The sequence below is a fragment of the Methanobrevibacter sp. genome, assembly GCA_022775905.1.
In the GTDB taxonomy this organism is placed as follows: Archaea; Methanobacteriota; Methanobacteria; order Methanobacteriales; family Methanobacteriaceae; genus Methanocatella.
This window is the reverse complement of sequence record JALFJX010000023.1, coordinates 12717-28618: the sequence shown is the minus strand read 5'-3', so window position 1 is coordinate 28618 and position 15902 is coordinate 12717. Positions and strand designations below refer to the sequence as shown.

The 15902-nt window shown below is 31.1% G+C and carries 17 protein-coding genes; 6 read left to right on the top strand and 11 right to left on the bottom strand.

Features of this window, described 5'->3' with window-relative positions; all coding sequences use genetic code 11:
• Positions 1-2: 2 nt before the first annotated feature.
• The 5 genes from MR875_06605 to hemB all read right to left on the bottom strand — a co-directional run bounded on the left by MR875_06605 (position 3) and on the right by hemB (position 4787).
• Positions 3-776, bottom strand: coding sequence for an exodeoxyribonuclease III (locus tag MR875_06605; GenBank protein MCI6994505.1), 774 nt, complete (start codon positions 774-776; stop codon positions 3-5).
• Positions 776-2320 carry a phenylalanine--tRNA ligase subunit alpha gene (locus MR875_06600; GenBank protein MCI6994504.1) on the bottom strand — a complete coding sequence of 515 codons (1545 nt, stop codon included), beginning with the start codon at positions 2318-2320 and terminating at the stop codon, positions 776-778. The genes MR875_06605 and MR875_06600 overlap by 1 nt, the downstream gene beginning before the upstream one ends.
• 126 nt (positions 2321-2446) lie before the next feature.
• The gene (locus MR875_06595; GenBank protein MCI6994503.1) at positions 2447-2770 is read right to left on the bottom strand and encodes a hypothetical protein; all 324 of its coding nucleotides are present in this window, start codon (positions 2768-2770) and stop codon (positions 2447-2449) included.
• 137 nt (positions 2771-2907) lie between these two features.
• A complete protein-coding gene (locus tag MR875_06590; GenBank protein MCI6994502.1) occupies positions 2908-3786 on the bottom strand; it encodes a triphosphoribosyl-dephospho-CoA synthase in 879 nt (292 codons plus the stop codon).
• Positions 3783-4787 carry a porphobilinogen synthase gene (hemB, locus tag MR875_06585; protein MCI6994501.1) on the bottom strand — a complete coding sequence of 335 codons (1005 nt, stop codon included), beginning with the start codon at positions 4785-4787 and terminating at the stop codon, positions 3783-3785. Before hemB ends, MR875_06590 begins: the two co-directional genes overlap by 4 nt.
• 126 nt (positions 4788-4913) lie before the next feature.
• Between hemB and MR875_06580 the strand changes: the two genes are divergently transcribed.
• Entirely contained in the window at positions 4914-5417 is a 504-nt protein-coding gene (locus tag MR875_06580) for a hypothetical protein (GenBank protein MCI6994500.1), read from the top strand.
• Between the two features lie 148 nt (positions 5418-5565).
• Positions 5566-6666, top strand: coding sequence for a chorismate synthase (gene aroC, locus MR875_06575; GenBank protein MCI6994499.1), 1101 nt, complete (start codon positions 5566-5568; stop codon positions 6664-6666).
• Here aroC and MR875_06570 read toward each other — a convergent pair.
• Together MR875_06570 and MR875_06565 are read right to left on the bottom strand one after the other, a co-directional pair.
• Positions 6663-7586 (bottom strand): MBL fold metallo-hydrolase, encoded by a 924-nt coding sequence (locus tag MR875_06570; GenBank protein MCI6994498.1) that lies wholly within the window; start codon positions 7584-7586, stop codon positions 6663-6665. The genes aroC and MR875_06570 overlap by 4 nt on opposite strands.
• 12 nt (positions 7587-7598) lie before the next feature.
• Positions 7599-8525 carry a DUF2121 domain-containing protein gene (locus tag MR875_06565; protein ID MCI6994497.1) on the bottom strand — a complete coding sequence of 309 codons (927 nt, stop codon included), beginning with the start codon at positions 8523-8525 and terminating at the stop codon, positions 7599-7601.
• Between the two features lie 316 nt (positions 8526-8841).
• Between MR875_06565 and MR875_06560 the strand changes: the two genes are divergently transcribed.
• The 4 genes from MR875_06560 to MR875_06545 all read left to right on the top strand — a co-directional run bounded on the left by MR875_06560 (position 8842) and on the right by MR875_06545 (position 13069).
• A complete protein-coding gene (locus MR875_06560; protein ID MCI6994496.1) occupies positions 8842-10938 on the top strand; it encodes an acetate--CoA ligase family protein in 2097 nt (698 codons plus the stop codon).
• 87 nt (positions 10939-11025) lie between these two features.
• A complete protein-coding gene (locus MR875_06555; GenBank protein MCI6994495.1) occupies positions 11026-11400 on the top strand; it encodes a hypothetical protein in 375 nt (124 codons plus the stop codon).
• Positions 11397-12023 carry a DUF447 family protein gene (locus MR875_06550; GenBank protein MCI6994494.1) on the top strand — a complete coding sequence of 209 codons (627 nt, stop codon included), beginning with the start codon at positions 11397-11399 and terminating at the stop codon, positions 12021-12023. Before MR875_06555 ends, MR875_06550 begins: the two co-directional genes overlap by 4 nt.
• A 101-nt stretch (positions 12024-12124) precedes the next feature.
• Positions 12125-13069, top strand: coding sequence for a diguanylate cyclase (locus MR875_06545; GenBank protein MCI6994493.1), 945 nt, complete (start codon positions 12125-12127; stop codon positions 13067-13069).
• Positions 13070-13146: 77 nt separating this feature from the next.
• Here the strand turns inward: MR875_06545 and MR875_06540 are convergent, their stop codons facing one another.
• The 4 genes from MR875_06540 to MR875_06525 form a co-directional block, all read right to left on the bottom strand.
• Complete coding sequence (locus MR875_06540; GenBank protein MCI6994492.1) at positions 13147-13908, bottom strand: sensor histidine kinase; 762 nt, start codon at positions 13906-13908, stop codon at positions 13147-13149.
• Positions 13909-14274: 366 nt separating this feature from the next.
• Complete coding sequence (locus MR875_06535; GenBank protein MCI6994491.1) at positions 14275-15246, bottom strand: ABC transporter substrate-binding protein; 972 nt, start codon at positions 15244-15246, stop codon at positions 14275-14277.
• A 147-nt stretch (positions 15247-15393) separates the two neighbouring features.
• Positions 15394-15597: a MoaD/ThiS family protein gene (locus MR875_06530; protein MCI6994490.1), complete on the bottom strand. Its 204-nt coding sequence runs from the start codon at positions 15595-15597 to the stop codon at positions 15394-15396.
• 10 nt (positions 15598-15607) lie between these two features.
• The gene (locus MR875_06525; protein ID MCI6994489.1) at positions 15608-15898 is read right to left on the bottom strand and encodes a GMC family oxidoreductase; all 291 of its coding nucleotides are present in this window, start codon (positions 15896-15898) and stop codon (positions 15608-15610) included.
• Positions 15899-15902 lie beyond the last annotated feature (4 nt).

Sequence of the window (15902 nt, the reverse complement as noted above, 5' to 3'; positions counted from 1 at the left end):
TTTTAAAAGTCAAGTTCCAAAGTCACAGGACAGTGATCTGAACCAAAAACATCATTTAAAATTTCTGCTGATTTTACATTATCTTTTATTTCTTCATTTACATAGAAATAATCAAGTCTCCAACCAGCATTTCTTTCACGTGCACGAGTTCTGTAACTCCACCAGGTGAAGTTATTTTCCCCTTCATCAAACATTCTGAATGTATCTACAAAACCGGCTTTTTCAAGTTCATCCAACCATGCACGTTCTTCAGGTAAATACCCTGATTTTCCTTCACAGTTTTTAGGATTGTAAACATCAATTGGGTTGTGAGCTATATTGTAATCTCCAGTGATAACAACATTTTTTCCCTGATTTTTTAACTCTACAATCTGTTCTAAAAGAGCATTGCAAAAATCAACCTTATAATTCAACCTTTTAGCACCCATACCACTGTTAGGGAAGTAAATATTATATAAAATAAATTCTGGATACTCAATTCTTAAAACTCTTCCTTCGCTGTCAAGCTCTTCAATTCCCAAACCCTTAACAACTTCCAAAGGTTCAATTTTTGAGTAAATCCCAACACCACTGTATCCTTTCTTTTCAGCTTCGTTAAATGATTGATAGAATCCATCAACATCAGCTAATTTACCTGGAATTTGTTCCTGTGTAGATCTTACTTCCTGAAAGTTAATAATATCCGCATCAGTATTGTCAAACCAGTTCCAAAACTCTTCTTTTTTGGATACTGCTCTGATTCCATTAACATTCCAAGAAACTAGTTTGATGGACATTATAATTCGACTCCTCTATCAAGAGGTAATTCACGAAGCCATTTGATATCACTTTTATAAAGCATACGAATGTCTTCTACATCATATCTAATCATTGCGAGTCTTTCAATACCTAAACCGAAAGCAAGAGCTGGTTGATTGATTCCTAAAGGTTTTAACACTTCAGGTCTGAACATTCCAGATCCCCCAAGTTCAATCCAACTTTCTTTTTCTTCCAAGTAGATTTCTGATTCAACAGACAAGTAAGTATAAGGGAAGTATGCCGGTCTGAATCTTACTTCAAAACCTAATTTGTTATAAAACTCTTTTAATGTTCCAAGAAGGTTTTGGAAACTAATGTTTTTATCACATACAAGTCCTTCAACTTGATGGAACTCAGGCAAATGTTTATAATCGAAAGTTTCTCTTCTGAAAACCCTACCAACAGAGAACATTTTGATTGGCGGTTCATGTTCAAACAAGTGTTTTGTGGAAATTCCAGTTGTGTGAGTTCTTAAAACACTTTGACGTGCGACATCTTCACTCCAATCATATTGCCAACCCATTGAACCGGTATCTCCACCAGTTTCGTGAGTATTAGCAGTACGTTTTACCAAATCCATATCTGGTAAATCACAGGTTAATGGATTTTTTAAGTAGAAAGTGTCCTGCATTTCACGAGCTGCATGATCTTGAGGTTGGAAAAGAGAATCAAAGTTCCAAAATGCTGATTCAACATATTCACCATTGTCTTCTGAGAATCCCATATTCAAGAAGATTTCTCTGATTTCATCGATAATGACTCTTAATGGGTGTTTTTTACCTGCAAATATAACAGGTGCTTCAGCATTAATGTCATATGGACGGTATTGTAAATTTTTCCATTCACCATCTTTTAATTGTTGGTGTGTTAATTGAGTAGCTTGTTCTTGGATAGTGAAACCTTGTTTTAATATTGCTTCACCTTTATCTAAAAGTCTAAAAGAATGTGAGGTATTCTTTTTAATGTTTAAGATGTTTTTTCTGTCGTTTAATTTTTTAAATCCATCAATTAAATCTCCAGCCAATTTTTCTTTAATTATGCTTCTAGTTTCAGACAATTTAGTTAATAATTCTTCATCATCACCTAATCTATCTTTAAAACTTTCACCCATTTCAGTTACTTTAACGACACCTTTATCAATTTGAGCCCAATTTTTACGACGTAACCAACCGATAGCAATATTAGATTCTTTTTTATCAAGACCGGAAACATCAGCCAAGTCTTTCATATGAATTTCTTTTTTCTCAGCTAAAACATCAAGAATTCTACGTTCCGGAAGTTTATTTTTAGCAAATACTAATCCTGCTTCAGATAAAGAAATTTCTTCTTCAACATCTTTTTCAACTTCAATAATGTCTTTTGAAGCAAGGGATCCTGCTGCACTCATAACTGATTTGATGTCCATAGCAGTCTTATCAGCTATTTCTTCAGGAGTTGTGTTTTCGTTTGCTTCTAATTCTTTTAAAAGTTTCTTTTCGTAAATATGTAATTCATTAATGGTTTTTTTAATATCCTCACTCATTTAAACACCATAAATTATAGATTAATAATATGATAATATATGTTCAAAATTACATATAAATATAGTGATAAAGTGTAAAAAATAGTTTAGAAAAAACAAAAATTAAAAAAATAAAAAAAAGTAAGACTAGAATATAATTCTATTTCCAGTCCAGTCAACATCGTTAAAAGCATCAGCTTTTTCTTTGTCTTTGATGTATTGGGTTGCATCCCTATACAATTTAACTCTGAAAATATCAGGATATGCTATGTATAACATGTCCCCATTTTCACAGGTTTCCTTTACATATGTAGTTTCAAACTTAATGATTGAATTATCAGATTTGTGGAAGTGGTGAACTTCATTTGCACATAAAATCTTAAAATGTACAAAATCATCTTTCAATAATTCATTTACCAAATCCTCAATTAACGGAGGATATGTTGCATGTTTGTTATATTCGATTTCCATATTGAATCCCTATTTATTTTTGTATATAACTTTTTACAAAAGATATTTAAGTATTTTAAATTAGTTCTTTAAATAGATATTGAAGATTAAGAATATTATTTAATAAAAAAAGAAAGAATGGAAATAAATTCCCATAATTATTCAAAATTATCTTTCAAATAGCTTACAAAAATTGAAGCTGCAGTCAAATCAGCAGTTGTTCCAGGATTATACTTATTATTAAACAGGTAATCGTCAAATTCTTTAAGTTTATCTGCAAAGTCAGGTTCATCCTTAATATTAAGCAAATCCCTGGTCATCATAGATACTTTCAATGCATCATCTGATCCGTATTTTCTTGAGATTAAAGTATCTGGAACTTGTGAAAGAATAGTCAAGAATGTTAAAACGCAAGCTTCGTTTTTAGGTTTCTCCAGAACCAATTTATTGTAAGTTGGATAACCAATCTCAAAAACAGCAGGCATGTCTGAAGTCATCTCACGAGCCAACATATCCCATGGAGCAGATATCTTTAAAACATCATACATGGTCTGATTGTTTTGCCTAAGCTCATTTTTAGCATTGCCACTAGAAACATCATATTCGTCTTGATCTCCCATCCCACCTGCATCTGCAATGTTGATTGCATCATACAAATCACATGCATCATCAACAGATGTATTTGCCATTACAACTTTTACATTTTCACGTATTGCATCAAAAGAATCACTAATAGCTGCTGCAACTGCGATTGGAGTTGTCATCATGACTATTCCAAGATTAGTATTGTTCTTAATCCATTTATCGGTTTCAGTCACTGCCTGTAATATGTATTTACCAAGTTTTGGATTTTCAACATCAACATCACTACAAGCTTCACGAATAGTATCCCCAATGACAATTCCACTTATTACAAAATCCTCAAACTCCATGTCATCATAGTCACGGGTTCTGTGTACATTTCCAGGTTTTGGATATCCACTTACTTCAAGTGCTGATGCAATTTGAGCTATTTTTGCAATCTCTGATGCTTTCATTCTATCACATCATTTAAAAGTAAGTATGGTGCGAAGTTAGTGATTATTAAGTCTGCTCCAGCTCTTTTAATTGAAATTAAAGATTCTTCAATTGCTCTTTCAGTTAAGTAACCTTTTTCAATAGCTGCCATAATCATTGAGTATTCCCCACTTACATTATATGCAACTAACGGCAACATGAATTCATCACGAACCATACGTACAACATCAAGGTATGGAAGTGCTGGTTTTACCATTAAAAAGTCACATCCTTCAATTACATCAAGTTCACATTCACGGATCGCTTCAACAGCATTAGCAGGATCCATCTGGTAGGATTTTCTGTCCCCTGCATGAGGTGATGAACAAGCTGCTACTCTGAACGGTTCGTAGAATGCAGAAGCATATTTTGCAGAATAAGACATAATCATCACATTATAGAATCCCTTTTCATCTAATGTTTCACGAATAGCTTGAACTCTTCCATCCATCATATCTGATGGTGCAACAATATCTGCACCAGCTTCTGCATGAGATAATGCAACTTTTGCAATATATGGTAATGATTCATCATTTAAGATTTCAATTCCATCATCAGTGTCATCATTTTCTTCAATCATACCACAGTGCCCATGAGATGTATATTGACATAAACATACATCACTGATTACAACAAGATTTGTTTCTTTTTTGAGTTTTCTGATTGCTTTTTGAACAATTCCTGTTGCGGAATAATCAGGAGAAGCTATTTCATCTTTAGTTTCTTCTTTTGGTATTCCAAATACTATGATTGATTTTAATCCTTTGGATTCAAGTTTCTTTGCAAATTCAACTCCACTGTCAAGAGAGTATCTGAATTCACCAGGAAGTGAAGAAATCTCTTCTTTTTCATCCCCTTGAAGTTCTTCCTTAAAATAAATTGGATAAATCAAATCTTCTTTAAGAAGTTTAGTTTCACGAACAATATTTCTAATTTTAGCATTTTTCCTAAGTCTTCTCATTCTTGTAGTTGGAAATTCCATAATAATCACTTAAATATTAATATATTAATTTTGCATTAGATAGTTAATTAAAGTTATGGAAATAAGTTATCATTGATTAAAATATAAATAAAAAAAATTTCAAATCATAGAAATACATGTGAAAGAATGAGAGAAAACTGTCAATGGAAAGATCGATGCGTTTTTTGCGAAACTTACGGACATTGTGCTGTGGAAGTACATGATATCCATTATAGAAATGGACATATTTTTGCATTTCAGATTTTTTCACCCCATGACAAGAACATTAAAATCAAAGGCATAATGGACAATAGATATTTTGAAGAAATTGAAAATCCTCTACAGTATTATATGAATGGAAAATTACACTGGGGTGAACCTGAAAACCCATATCCAAAAGGAACCGCAAAATATGCAAATTATGAAGAAATGTTAGAAAAATTACCTCCAATGGAAAAATTTATAGATGAATTAACATCCACTGGAAGTTATATTGAAAAATTTGATGGATATAACATGAAAGTGGAAGAAATCGGTAATTACAATGAAAAAACCGGAATTGTATTGAAATTAACAGGAAATAAAGTTATGGACGGGAAATTATTAGATTCATATTACAACTATGATTTATTGCCAAAATATTATGATTAACTCATTCTAAAATCGCATCAACATAGTTGATTAAACATGCATCCCATATAAACGTGCATAAATTAGTTATAAACTTGATAATTTAAAATATAATAATTTAATATAAATTAAAAATAATATATGAATACTTATTAAAAAGAGGCCAAACATGTCAAATTCAATCGGAGAAAAATTTAAAATAACCAGTTTTGGATCAAGTCACGGAGTTGGCGTGGGAGCAATAGTCGATGGATGCCCAGCAAATCTCGAATTAACAGCAGAAGACATACAAAAAGAACTTGATAAAAGAAAACCAGGAACAAGCAGCGTAACCACTCCTAGAAAAGAAAGTGATGAAGTAAAAATTCTTTCAGGAATATTTGAAGGAAAAACAGACGGAACACCTATTACTGGAGTTATTTTCAATAAAAACCAACATTCAAAAGATTATTCCATGTTCAAAAACACACCACGCCCATCCCACGGAGATTACGGATGGATGATGAAATACGGAAACTATGACTACAATGGTGGAGGCAGAGGTAGTGGAAGAGTCACCATAGGACATGTTATTGGTGGAGCAATAGCTAAAAAACTCTTGAAAACACAAGGAATTGAAATTATTTCACACGTCACCCAAATTGGAAATATAAAAGCAGAAAGTCAAGATTACAACACTATTAAAGCAAATATTGAAAAAAATCCAATAAGATGCGGAGATCTAAAAGCTGCAAAAGAAATGGAAGATTTCATTTTGGCTAAAAAACAGGAAGGAGATTCTGTTGGAGGAATTGTGGAAACAATAGCTATTGGAATTCCTCAAGGACTTGGAGAACCTATCTTTGAAAGATTAGATGGTGACCTTGCAAGAATATTAATGAACATTGGAGCCGTTAAAGGGGTTGAAATTGGCCTTGGATTTGATGTAGCAACCCATACCGGTTCTGAAATAAATGACGAATATCAAATTATAGATGAAAAAGTAACAACAAAAACAAACAATTCAGGCGGAATTATTGGTGGAATGAGTAATGGAATGCCAATTATTTCAAGAATTGCAGTTAAACCTACTCCATCAATTTCTAAATGTCAAGATTCAATCAATTTAGAAAAAATGGAAAATGAAAAAATAGAAATTAAAGGACGTCATGACCCTTGCATCTGTCCTAGAGTGACAGTTGTTGCCGAATCAAGTACTGCAATTGTTCTCACAGACCATATGATTCGTTCAGGATTCATACATCCTACCAATTTAGATAAAAATATCTAATCTCTTTTTACTATTGAAAACTCATCAAACTCTTTATTCTTAAAAGAAGTTTGATATGAGTTTCTTCTATCACTATTGAATAATGAGTGACTAGTGCTGTGCATTGAAGATTCAACATCTTTAAGTGAAATTAATCTGAATTTTCTTGGATTGTTATAGTTTATATTGAATGACAATCCGTCAAATGCAGCTATTGTTTTGACACCTGTCTTTTTAGAAATCTTTTTAGCTTCAACAACAGGATTGTTTGATATCATCTTAAGCCCTAAATGAGTCATTACAGCGACTTTCGGCTTTATCTCTTCAATTAAATCAATAAAATTTCTTGAACACATATGTCCAGGTATTGATTTTTCACCAGGTCTTAATACACTAGCAATTAAGATATCTGCTCCTTCATGGTCCTGTGCCAAACCATCAAAGTAAGAAGTATCAGATGTATAAGATACTTTGAATCCATTATAATCAATTTGGAATCCTGAACCTGCAGGATCACCATGTTGTGTTGAGGTACCTTTTACTTTAATTGAATCTACTTCATCAACTTTACCCTGTTTTAATACAACAGTCCTTGATTTTGACTGATGATATTTTGAAATACATGGACCCCATTCTTTATAACCATTTAAGACACTAGTACTTCCAAAAATGGTTCCATTATTTTTAGTCATACCTCTAGTCATTGATTCAATTAATATTTCAGCATCATTATAATGGTCAGTATGCGCATGTGAAACAAAAATCCCACTTAAATTACGAGGATCAAATCCAAACTGGTATGTTCTAACAAGTGCTCCTGGACCCGGGTCTATATGATAATTCTTGCCTCCAAGATTATCAATTCTAAAACCCCCAGTCATCCTTCTTTGAGAAATAGCGGAAAATCTTCCACCACCACTTCCTAAAAATGTAATTTTCATTTTATACCGCCCTTATAAAGAACATAAAATTATATCACAATCTAGAGAGGATTTATCTTTTTTGAGACACAAATCTTCATTTTCAATGACAACCTCATCACCAAGTTCCACATCAGCACTTTTAGTAAACATCAACACATTTTGACCCGGTGCTGCCACCTGTTTCCATGTACCATCTGATTTTAAAGCTTGTGTCTTATCATTTAACTTGATTAACAGCATGTTACCATCAATCTTTACAACATGACCAATACTACCTTCATCAATAATTTTATTTGCCATTTCAATATCTATTTTCTGTTGGACAAGTTGTTCTGTCAAGTCTTGTCTAAATTTGGTCAATACTTTAATATCATGGTCAATAGTCAAGTTTAAGTGTTTTTGTGCTTCAGAATCATCATAGTTAGGTTGTTGCATCAACACATCAAAGTTTTTTCCAACAGTAGGAGTTTTAGAAGAAACTTCCCTTAATATGTCTTCAAATACTTCACCCATGTACCTTAAACTTTTGAAACCTTTTAATCTTTTTGAAATCAAATTTTGAGCCAGCTGTTTTGCGAAATTATTACCAAAAATAATAATTCCACTTTTACCAGCATTACGTGATTGTGTCTGTGAACCTAATAACTCAATAATTTGATAACCATTAGTTGTTCCGTAAATCCTCCTTCTTTTTGTTTCCATGGTTCCTTTTGTACTTACTTCACCACGAATACAATTTCCGACTGTTTTTAATTTACTTGCATCGTCAGTTATTTTAACTGATATCCCAAGTTCTGATGCTCTATTTAAAAAGTCATCATCATTAAGAATAGATCCATTATATAATTCATTTTCCAATAATTCTAAATTTTCCTTATCACCAAAATATCCTATTCTTCTTTTATCAGCAGCCATTACACATCCTTTTTTACCTATGTAAGCAATAATTAAGCTCATAATATCTCCTAATTTTGATATTTATTAAAATACTTAAATATTTCAAAATATCAATTGTTTAATATATCATATAATATTTATGCAAATCTTATGTTATAAAGTTTAATAATACAAAATTACAATAAAATTAAAAAGTTTAATTAAACGTGTTTTTTTATTTTATAAAAAAAATTAGAACAATTTAACAAGAAAATATTGAATATTTGGGATATCTTTAAATAATTAATATAACATAAATTATAATCAGTATAAATTTTTAATTATTTATCATTATAAATTATTATAAATTTGATAAAATCAATAAGGAGAAAAACTTATGATAGATCTCAATAAAATGTTTAAACCTGAATCTGTGGCAGTTATTGGAGCTTCCAATACTCCTAGTAAAGTTGGATATATCATTGTTGATAACCTTATCAATGATGGATTTAAAGGAGAAATATACCCAATTAACCCTAAAGGTGGGGAAATTTTAGGTAAAAAAGCATATGCAAATATAAAAGATGTTCCTGGAAAAGTAGACTTTGCAATAATTACTATTCCATCAGTATTTGTAAATACTGCAGTTAAAGAATGCGGTGAAGCTGGTGTAAAAAATATGGTAGTTATTACTGCTGGTTTTAAAGAAGTCAGTGAAGAAGGTGCTAAATTAGAAGCAGAATTAACCGCACTTGGTAAGGAATACGGAATCAATATTATTGGACCAAATAGTTTAGGAATCACTGATTCACATACCCCAATGAACGGATCATTTTCACAAATGATGCCACCAACTGGAAATATGGCATTCATCTCACAAAGTGGAGCTATGATGGTAGCTATCATCGATTGGAGTGTAACTTCTGGAATTGGATTCAGTAAAGTTATCAGTTTAGGTAACAAAGCTGGAGTAAGTGAAATCGAACTTTTACAATACTTAGCAGACGATGATGAAACTAAAGTTATTATCTGTTACTTAGAATCAATTTCCGAAGATGAAGACTTCGTCAGAACCATGAGAGAAACTGCACGTAAAAAACCAATTATCGTACTCAAATCAGGTTCAAGTTCTGCAGGAGCAGCAGCTGCATCCTCCCACACAGGAGCACTTGCAGGTAGTGACCTTGCATTCGATACATCATTTAGACAATCTGGAATTATCCGTGTAGAAACCATGGCAGAATTATTCGACTTAGGTTTAGCATTCTCAAAAGCACCACTTCCAAAAGGAGATAACGTAGCTATCATTACCAATGCTGGTGGTGGTGGAGTACTTACCGTAGACGCAATGGAAAAAGCAGGATTAAAACTCGTTCAATTTGATGAAGAAACTACTGCTAAATTACAAGCATGCGTTACAGAAGAAGGTAGTGCTAAAAACCCTATTGATGTATTAGGAGATGCACCAGTAAGCAGATACAAAGAATCCTTAGAAATTGTATTAAGCCAAGATGAAGTGGACAGTTTAATTGTTATGGTTTGTCCTACTGCATCTGCAGACCCAGACGGAATTGCAAATGCAATCTTAGAAGAAAGAAAAGAATTTGATAAACCAATTATTGTTGTAAACATGGGTGGTCCTTCATTCGAAAAAGCAAATGATGCTTTAAGAAAAAATGGAGTACCAACATACGTATTCCCTGAAACTGCAGTAACTGCACTCAAAGCAATGACAGAATATGCAAAACTTGAAGACAGAATTTACGATGATGTTGTTGAAAACATTACTGATGTAGATAAAGATGCTGTAAAAGCTATCTTTGAAAAAGTTGTAGCTGACGGCAGAGATACTTTACTTGGTAGTGAAGCATATGCAGTAGCTGAAGCATACGGAATTTCTGCAGCACCAATCAAATTATCTACAAGTGCTGATGAAGCAGCAGAACTTGCAGAAGAAATGGAATTCCCAGTTGTACTTAAAATCGCATCAGATAAAATTTTACACAAATCCGATATTGGTGGTGTAAAAGTAGGAATTAGTTCTCCTGAAGAAGCTAAAGCAACCTACGATGAAATTATCGCAAATGCAAAAGCAGCACATCCAGACATTATACCTGATGGTGTGGAAGTACAAAAAATGATGGATTCTGGTGAAGAAGTTATTGTCGGTATGATTCGTGACAAACAATTCGGACCTATGATTGCATTCGGTATGGGTGGAATCTACGTTAACCTTATTGAAGACGTTTCATTCAACCTTGCAAAAGGTATGAGTTCACAAGAAATCGATGAACAAATCGATTCAACCAAAGTATCCGAATTACTTGCAGGATACAGAGGAGAAGCAGCTTGTGATGTTGAAGAAGTTAAAGAAGCTATTAAAAGAGTAGCTAGATTAACTTTAGACTTCCCAGAAATATCAGAGTTAGACATTAACCCAATCTTCGTTTACGAAGAAGGTTCCAGTGCACTTGATATTAAAATTAAATTATAATTTCTCATATGAGAAATTACTACTTTTTCTTTTTTTTAAACTTTAATAAATATTAAATTCATAATTATAACCATACTAGGTGATATTATGGATGGTGAAATTGATTTAGAATTATACACAATTTCTATGATTCGTTTAAATTCCATTTTTCAAAAGATTGAAGATGATGAAATAGTAACTGATATAATATCTGATATTGATGATTGTTTTAACGATTTAAACCAGTTATACGAAGATATATCAAATGATTTATCACAAGAAGAAATTAACATTAATGAATATGATCCATTCTTTGAAAATGGAATGGTGATGTTTCCAGAATATACTAAAAGCATTGACGAAGCAGTTGAAAATGCTGATGATGAAAATCTCAAAGCGGCATTGAATAACTTATCCGGCATTTTTATCAAGTTAATAAATGCAGGAAATGGATATTTTGAAAAAAGAGGTGCATTCAAATGAAATTTGATTTAGGAAAAATAGGCATTGAAAAAGATATACAATACGAATGTATTACAACTACCATAAACAAGGAGGGTGTGAAAAATGCAGGAGCGTTTGCATTTGAATATTTAGGTGATGACAAAGTACACTGCCACATCTTCGAGGGATCAAAAACATTAAAAAACATCTTAGATACTAATGAATATGTAGTTAACATAACACAAGATCCACTAGTTTTCACATATGCTACACTAGATTGCTTAGACGATGAATATTATACTAATGATAAAGACATAGCCATCATTAAAAATACTCCCGCTTACATTATTGTTGATGTTGAAGATGTGGAGATTAAAACACCAGAAAATTTCCCTATCAAAGGTGACAACAACATTTATTTCATAACTGGAAAAATTAGAGAATTAGTAATTAATGATGATCACGCTTCTGCATTCAATAGAGGAATGTCTGCTTTAATTGAATCACTCGTTAACTTCTCAAGATACAAAATGGTTGATGACGAGAAAAGAAAAGCATATATGGACAAACTAATTGAAAATCAAAGAGTTATTAATAAAGTTTCAGATGAAAAAACTAAAAAAGCAATGGCTGATTTGAGATTAGAATATGAAAAATACTAATCTGTAAAAAATGGAAAAAGTAATTATAATAATGCTTTAAATAATAAATAATATGATTGGTTATTATACCACACCATTTGATAAAGTTTAATCCCGATAATATGAATTCTATTAATGAAACAGAAATGGAAAAAACAAACATATTGATTATTGATGACAATTATGATTTGTATAATTTAATAAATGAAATAGTCTTTAATAAGGAATATTTTAAATTAACTCATTCAACTTCAAAAGATATTGATTTCACCAAATATTTTGAAGACTCATCCACAATGATACTTATAAACGATGATAATCTCAAAATTGAATTAATTGATATTATTAATGAGATACAAACAAACAATTTAAATTCAATTCCCATACTCATTTTCTCTAGCAATAATGATGATGAATTTAAAGTAAATATAATGAAGAACATGGGATACTTTATCAGCAAACCAGTGAACAGAGAATATTGCTATGAACTTTTAAAGAGAATTTCCAATCTTGCCAGTGCAAACAGACATAGTAATACTCTTTCAGGTCTCCCTAGTTCCAACCAAATAAACAATGAACTTCAAAGAAGATTTAATTCAAATAAACCCTTTTCAGCAATGTATATTGATTTAGACCATTTTAAACAATATAATGACAATTATGGATTCTTAAAAGGTAATGAAGCAATATTAGGATTAAGTGATATAATTAAAAAAACCATCCGCACATATGGAGATAAAGATGATTTTATAGGACATATTGGGGGAGATGACTTTTTTATAATTGTAAATGAAAAAAATGATGAGTTGATTGCAAGGAAAATAATCGAATCATTTGATAAACTTTCAAAAACAATGTATAAGAAAGGTGATGAATACATAATGACAATTAATAACTTAAGCCCCAATAAACTTGGAACAAAACAGATTATGAGCGTCAGTATTGCATTAGTAACTAAAAAAGATACATCCCTCGAGTCCCAAGTGAAATTCTTAGAGAATATCATTAGAGCTAAAAAGAATGCAAAAGGAATTAATGGCAGTTCATTATTTAAAACTGTGGTTTAATTACTCCAATAACAACTCAATTTTAAATTCAGCACCATCAGATTCAATTTGTGTTAGATTACCATCCAATTGTTGTATCAACGCATATGAAATAGCAAATCCAATGAAGAGTAATTATAAATATTTACATCATCAGGCAAACCTTTACCATTATCTTTAATTATCATGTATATTGAATTTGAAGAAGCTTTTTTAAGAGTTAACTGCAATTGTTTATCATCTCTAGAACCAGATAATCCATGTTTAAATGCATTTGAAAGTAATTCATTTAGAATTAAACTCAAAGGAGTTAAAATTTCAATAGATATGTTGATATCATCATCCAAATCATAAATAATCTCCACATCACCTGCATCATACAAATGCATTACATTCCTAATGAAATCTGAAAGATTAACTAATGAGAAATAATTATTTTGATACGTATTTTCATATATAGATGACATTAAAGATATATGCTTTATTAAATTATCTACAATCAAATCCACATCTTTATCATAACGTTTAGCAGCATTGATTAAAGCAAACAATAAATCTAAATTAATTTTAATTCTATGGTTAACATCCTGTAAAATGTCCACAATGCCATCATATTTTTCAGCAAGCAATTTATTCTGTTCTAAAAATTGAGATTCAACTTCAATAATTTTAGCTTCATTATGTTTTATATCAGTAATATCATAAATTGTGAAAATTATACCTTTAAACTCTTCACCATCATAAACATCATTTTTAAACATCTGATACCAATTTTCAGAGCTAGGATACTTGAAATCAATATACCTCTCACGAGTATAATAATCAATCAAAGTTAAGATATCAGTATTGAAATATTTCAAAACAGCATCAATATTAATTCCTTTATATACATATTATCATCTTTTATAACACATAATTGAGTAATAATTTTGAATTTAACAATCATTCTTCAGTTTAATCCAAGCTACAATTTAATTAAGTATAATATCTTATTAAATTTGTTTATAATTCAATGAACATTATATTTAAATGTATTAATTTTATTCTTAATAAATTATATCATTAATCAATATTTTATTTAAAATATTAAAGAATATGAACAATAACACATATTAAAAGAATGAATAAACAATAACAGTGAATACTAAATTAAAATATGTGAAACTCTTAATGGAATAAAATATGAAATTTTAAAAAAAGAAAGTTAAAAAGCATAGTTAATTTAACTATGCTTCCCAGTAAATTTTATCTTGAGGAATAGTATTGTTTAAAAGACCAATACTTACTTCAAGTTCTTGGAATGCATCAACATCTGCTTTGAAATCATCATCAATACCTGAGATGAATGGGAAGTTTTCTAAAGAGTCAGCTTCTAAAGCAGCATCAGAAACGATGTCTTCTGGTAAGAGTTTTACAACTTCATCAGCATTACCATTTGCAACTTTTTCATTGATGAATTTAGTTGCATTTTCATGGATAGATACAATAGCTTTTGCTTGATCTTCGTGGTTTTTGATGAAGTCATCAGAAGCAACAACCACACAACATGGGTGGTCTGGTAAAATTTCATCAGAATCTGCTAATACATGAGAATTGCTTTCATTTGCAGCAATGGATACATAAGGTTGGAAAGTGACAATACCGTCAATTTGACCAGTTTTTAAAGCATCATTCATAGAAGGAACTTTCATTGCAGATACATTTAAATCATCTACGGTTAAACCAGTTTGGTTTAAGTAGTAAACGAGTAAAGCATTTTGAATTGAAGCTTCACCAGGAGTTGCAATATTTTTTCCTTCTAAATCAGCTGCAGAGTTGATTCCAGAATCATCAGTTACAACAATACCTGATCCTTCAGTTTGAGCAGAAGAAATAACTTTTACAGGGACATCTTTTGCAATTGAAGATAAAACAGGAGTAATTCCAACATAACCAACATCGACCTCACCACTAGCCATAGCAGTCATTAAGTCTCCACCGTTGTTAAATTGAACGAGTTCAGTGGTAATGTTACTATCATTATACAAACCTTGAGCATCAGCAACAAATAATGCAGCATCGTGATCAGAAGGTAAGTAACCTATCTTAACAGTGTCATCTCCGCCACCTAAAAAGTCGAAGATACCAGCACTAGCAGAACCCATGACTAAACATGCAGCGAGTGCTAACACTAAAATAAATGTAATTTTTTTATTCATTATAAATCACCATTAATTAATTAAATTAATTATAATTATTAATATCATAATGTAATTAATAAACATTACTAAATTAACAATTGTTATATTTCAGAATCCCTATTAATTTTATAGTATACAAACAGCATATAAACTTATCTGAAAAAACTATCCTCCATAGATAATTTGAACCAAGGTTATCTCATCACCATCATCAATTACACTATCTTCAATAGTTAAATCACCATTTTTCTTTGCAACAACGGTTTGAGCAGATAACCCTAATTCATCTAACAAATCCCTAATAGTGTAATTTTCACTTTTTAATTCCCTAATTTCATCAATATCTTTAAATTTTAAATTAAAGCTCATTATTTCACCATTAAATATTTTGATTAACTATTTTTGCTACTTTTTTAGCTATTGCAACAATTGTTAAAATTGGTGGCCTTCCAGGAGCTTCAGGAATTACACTTGCATCACAAACGTACAATCCTTTAATTTCACTTTCAAAGTTATTATCAAGGACTTCACCAACAGCAGCAGTTCCACCAGGATGCGCACCTTTAAGAGAAGTTGCAACAATAGACTCTTCACTAACACCCAATTTCAATAATATTTTAATAGATTTATCATAACCTTCCTTGATCATATCAACATCGACTTTTGTCAAAGTC

What these genes read in the sequence shown, in the direction of transcription:
- MR875_06605 (MCI6994505.1), bottom strand. Translation starts at nt 776, where the DNA reads ATGTCCATCAAACTAGTTTCTTGGAATGTTAATGGAATCAGAGCAGTA.
- MR875_06600 (MCI6994504.1), bottom strand. Translation starts at nt 2,320, where the DNA reads ATGAGTGAGGATATTAAAAAAACCATTAATGAATTACATATTTACGAA.
- MR875_06595 (MCI6994503.1), bottom strand. Translation starts at nt 2,770, where the DNA reads ATGGAAATCGAATATAACAAACATGCAACATATCCTCCGTTAATTGAG.
- MR875_06590 (MCI6994502.1), bottom strand. Translation starts at nt 3,786, where the DNA reads ATGAAAGCATCAGAGATTGCAAAAATAGCTCAAATTGCATCAGCACTT.
- hemB (MCI6994501.1), bottom strand. Translation starts at nt 4,787, where the DNA reads ATGGAATTTCCAACTACAAGAATGAGAAGACTTAGGAAAAATGCTAAA.
- MR875_06580 (MCI6994500.1), top strand. Translation starts at nt 4,914, where the DNA reads ATGAGAGAAAACTGTCAATGGAAAGATCGATGCGTTTTTTGCGAAACT.
- aroC (MCI6994499.1), top strand. Translation starts at nt 5,566, where the DNA reads ATGTCAAATTCAATCGGAGAAAAATTTAAAATAACCAGTTTTGGATCA.
- MR875_06570 (MCI6994498.1), bottom strand. Translation starts at nt 7,586, where the DNA reads ATGAAAATTACATTTTTAGGAAGTGGTGGTGGAAGATTTTCCGCTATT.
- MR875_06565 (MCI6994497.1), bottom strand. Translation starts at nt 8,525, where the DNA reads ATGAGCTTAATTATTGCTTACATAGGTAAAAAAGGATGTGTAATGGCT.
- MR875_06560 (MCI6994496.1), top strand. Translation starts at nt 8,842, where the DNA reads ATGATAGATCTCAATAAAATGTTTAAACCTGAATCTGTGGCAGTTATT.
- MR875_06555 (MCI6994495.1), top strand. Translation starts at nt 11,026, where the DNA reads ATGGATGGTGAAATTGATTTAGAATTATACACAATTTCTATGATTCGT.
- MR875_06550 (MCI6994494.1), top strand. Translation starts at nt 11,397, where the DNA reads ATGAAATTTGATTTAGGAAAAATAGGCATTGAAAAAGATATACAATAC.
- MR875_06545 (MCI6994493.1), top strand. Translation starts at nt 12,125, where the DNA reads ATGAATTCTATTAATGAAACAGAAATGGAAAAAACAAACATATTGATT.
- MR875_06535 (MCI6994491.1), bottom strand. Translation starts at nt 15,246, where the DNA reads ATGAATAAAAAAATTACATTTATTTTAGTGTTAGCACTCGCTGCATGT.
- MR875_06530 (MCI6994490.1), bottom strand. Translation starts at nt 15,597, where the DNA reads ATGAGCTTTAATTTAAAATTTAAAGATATTGATGAAATTAGGGAATTA.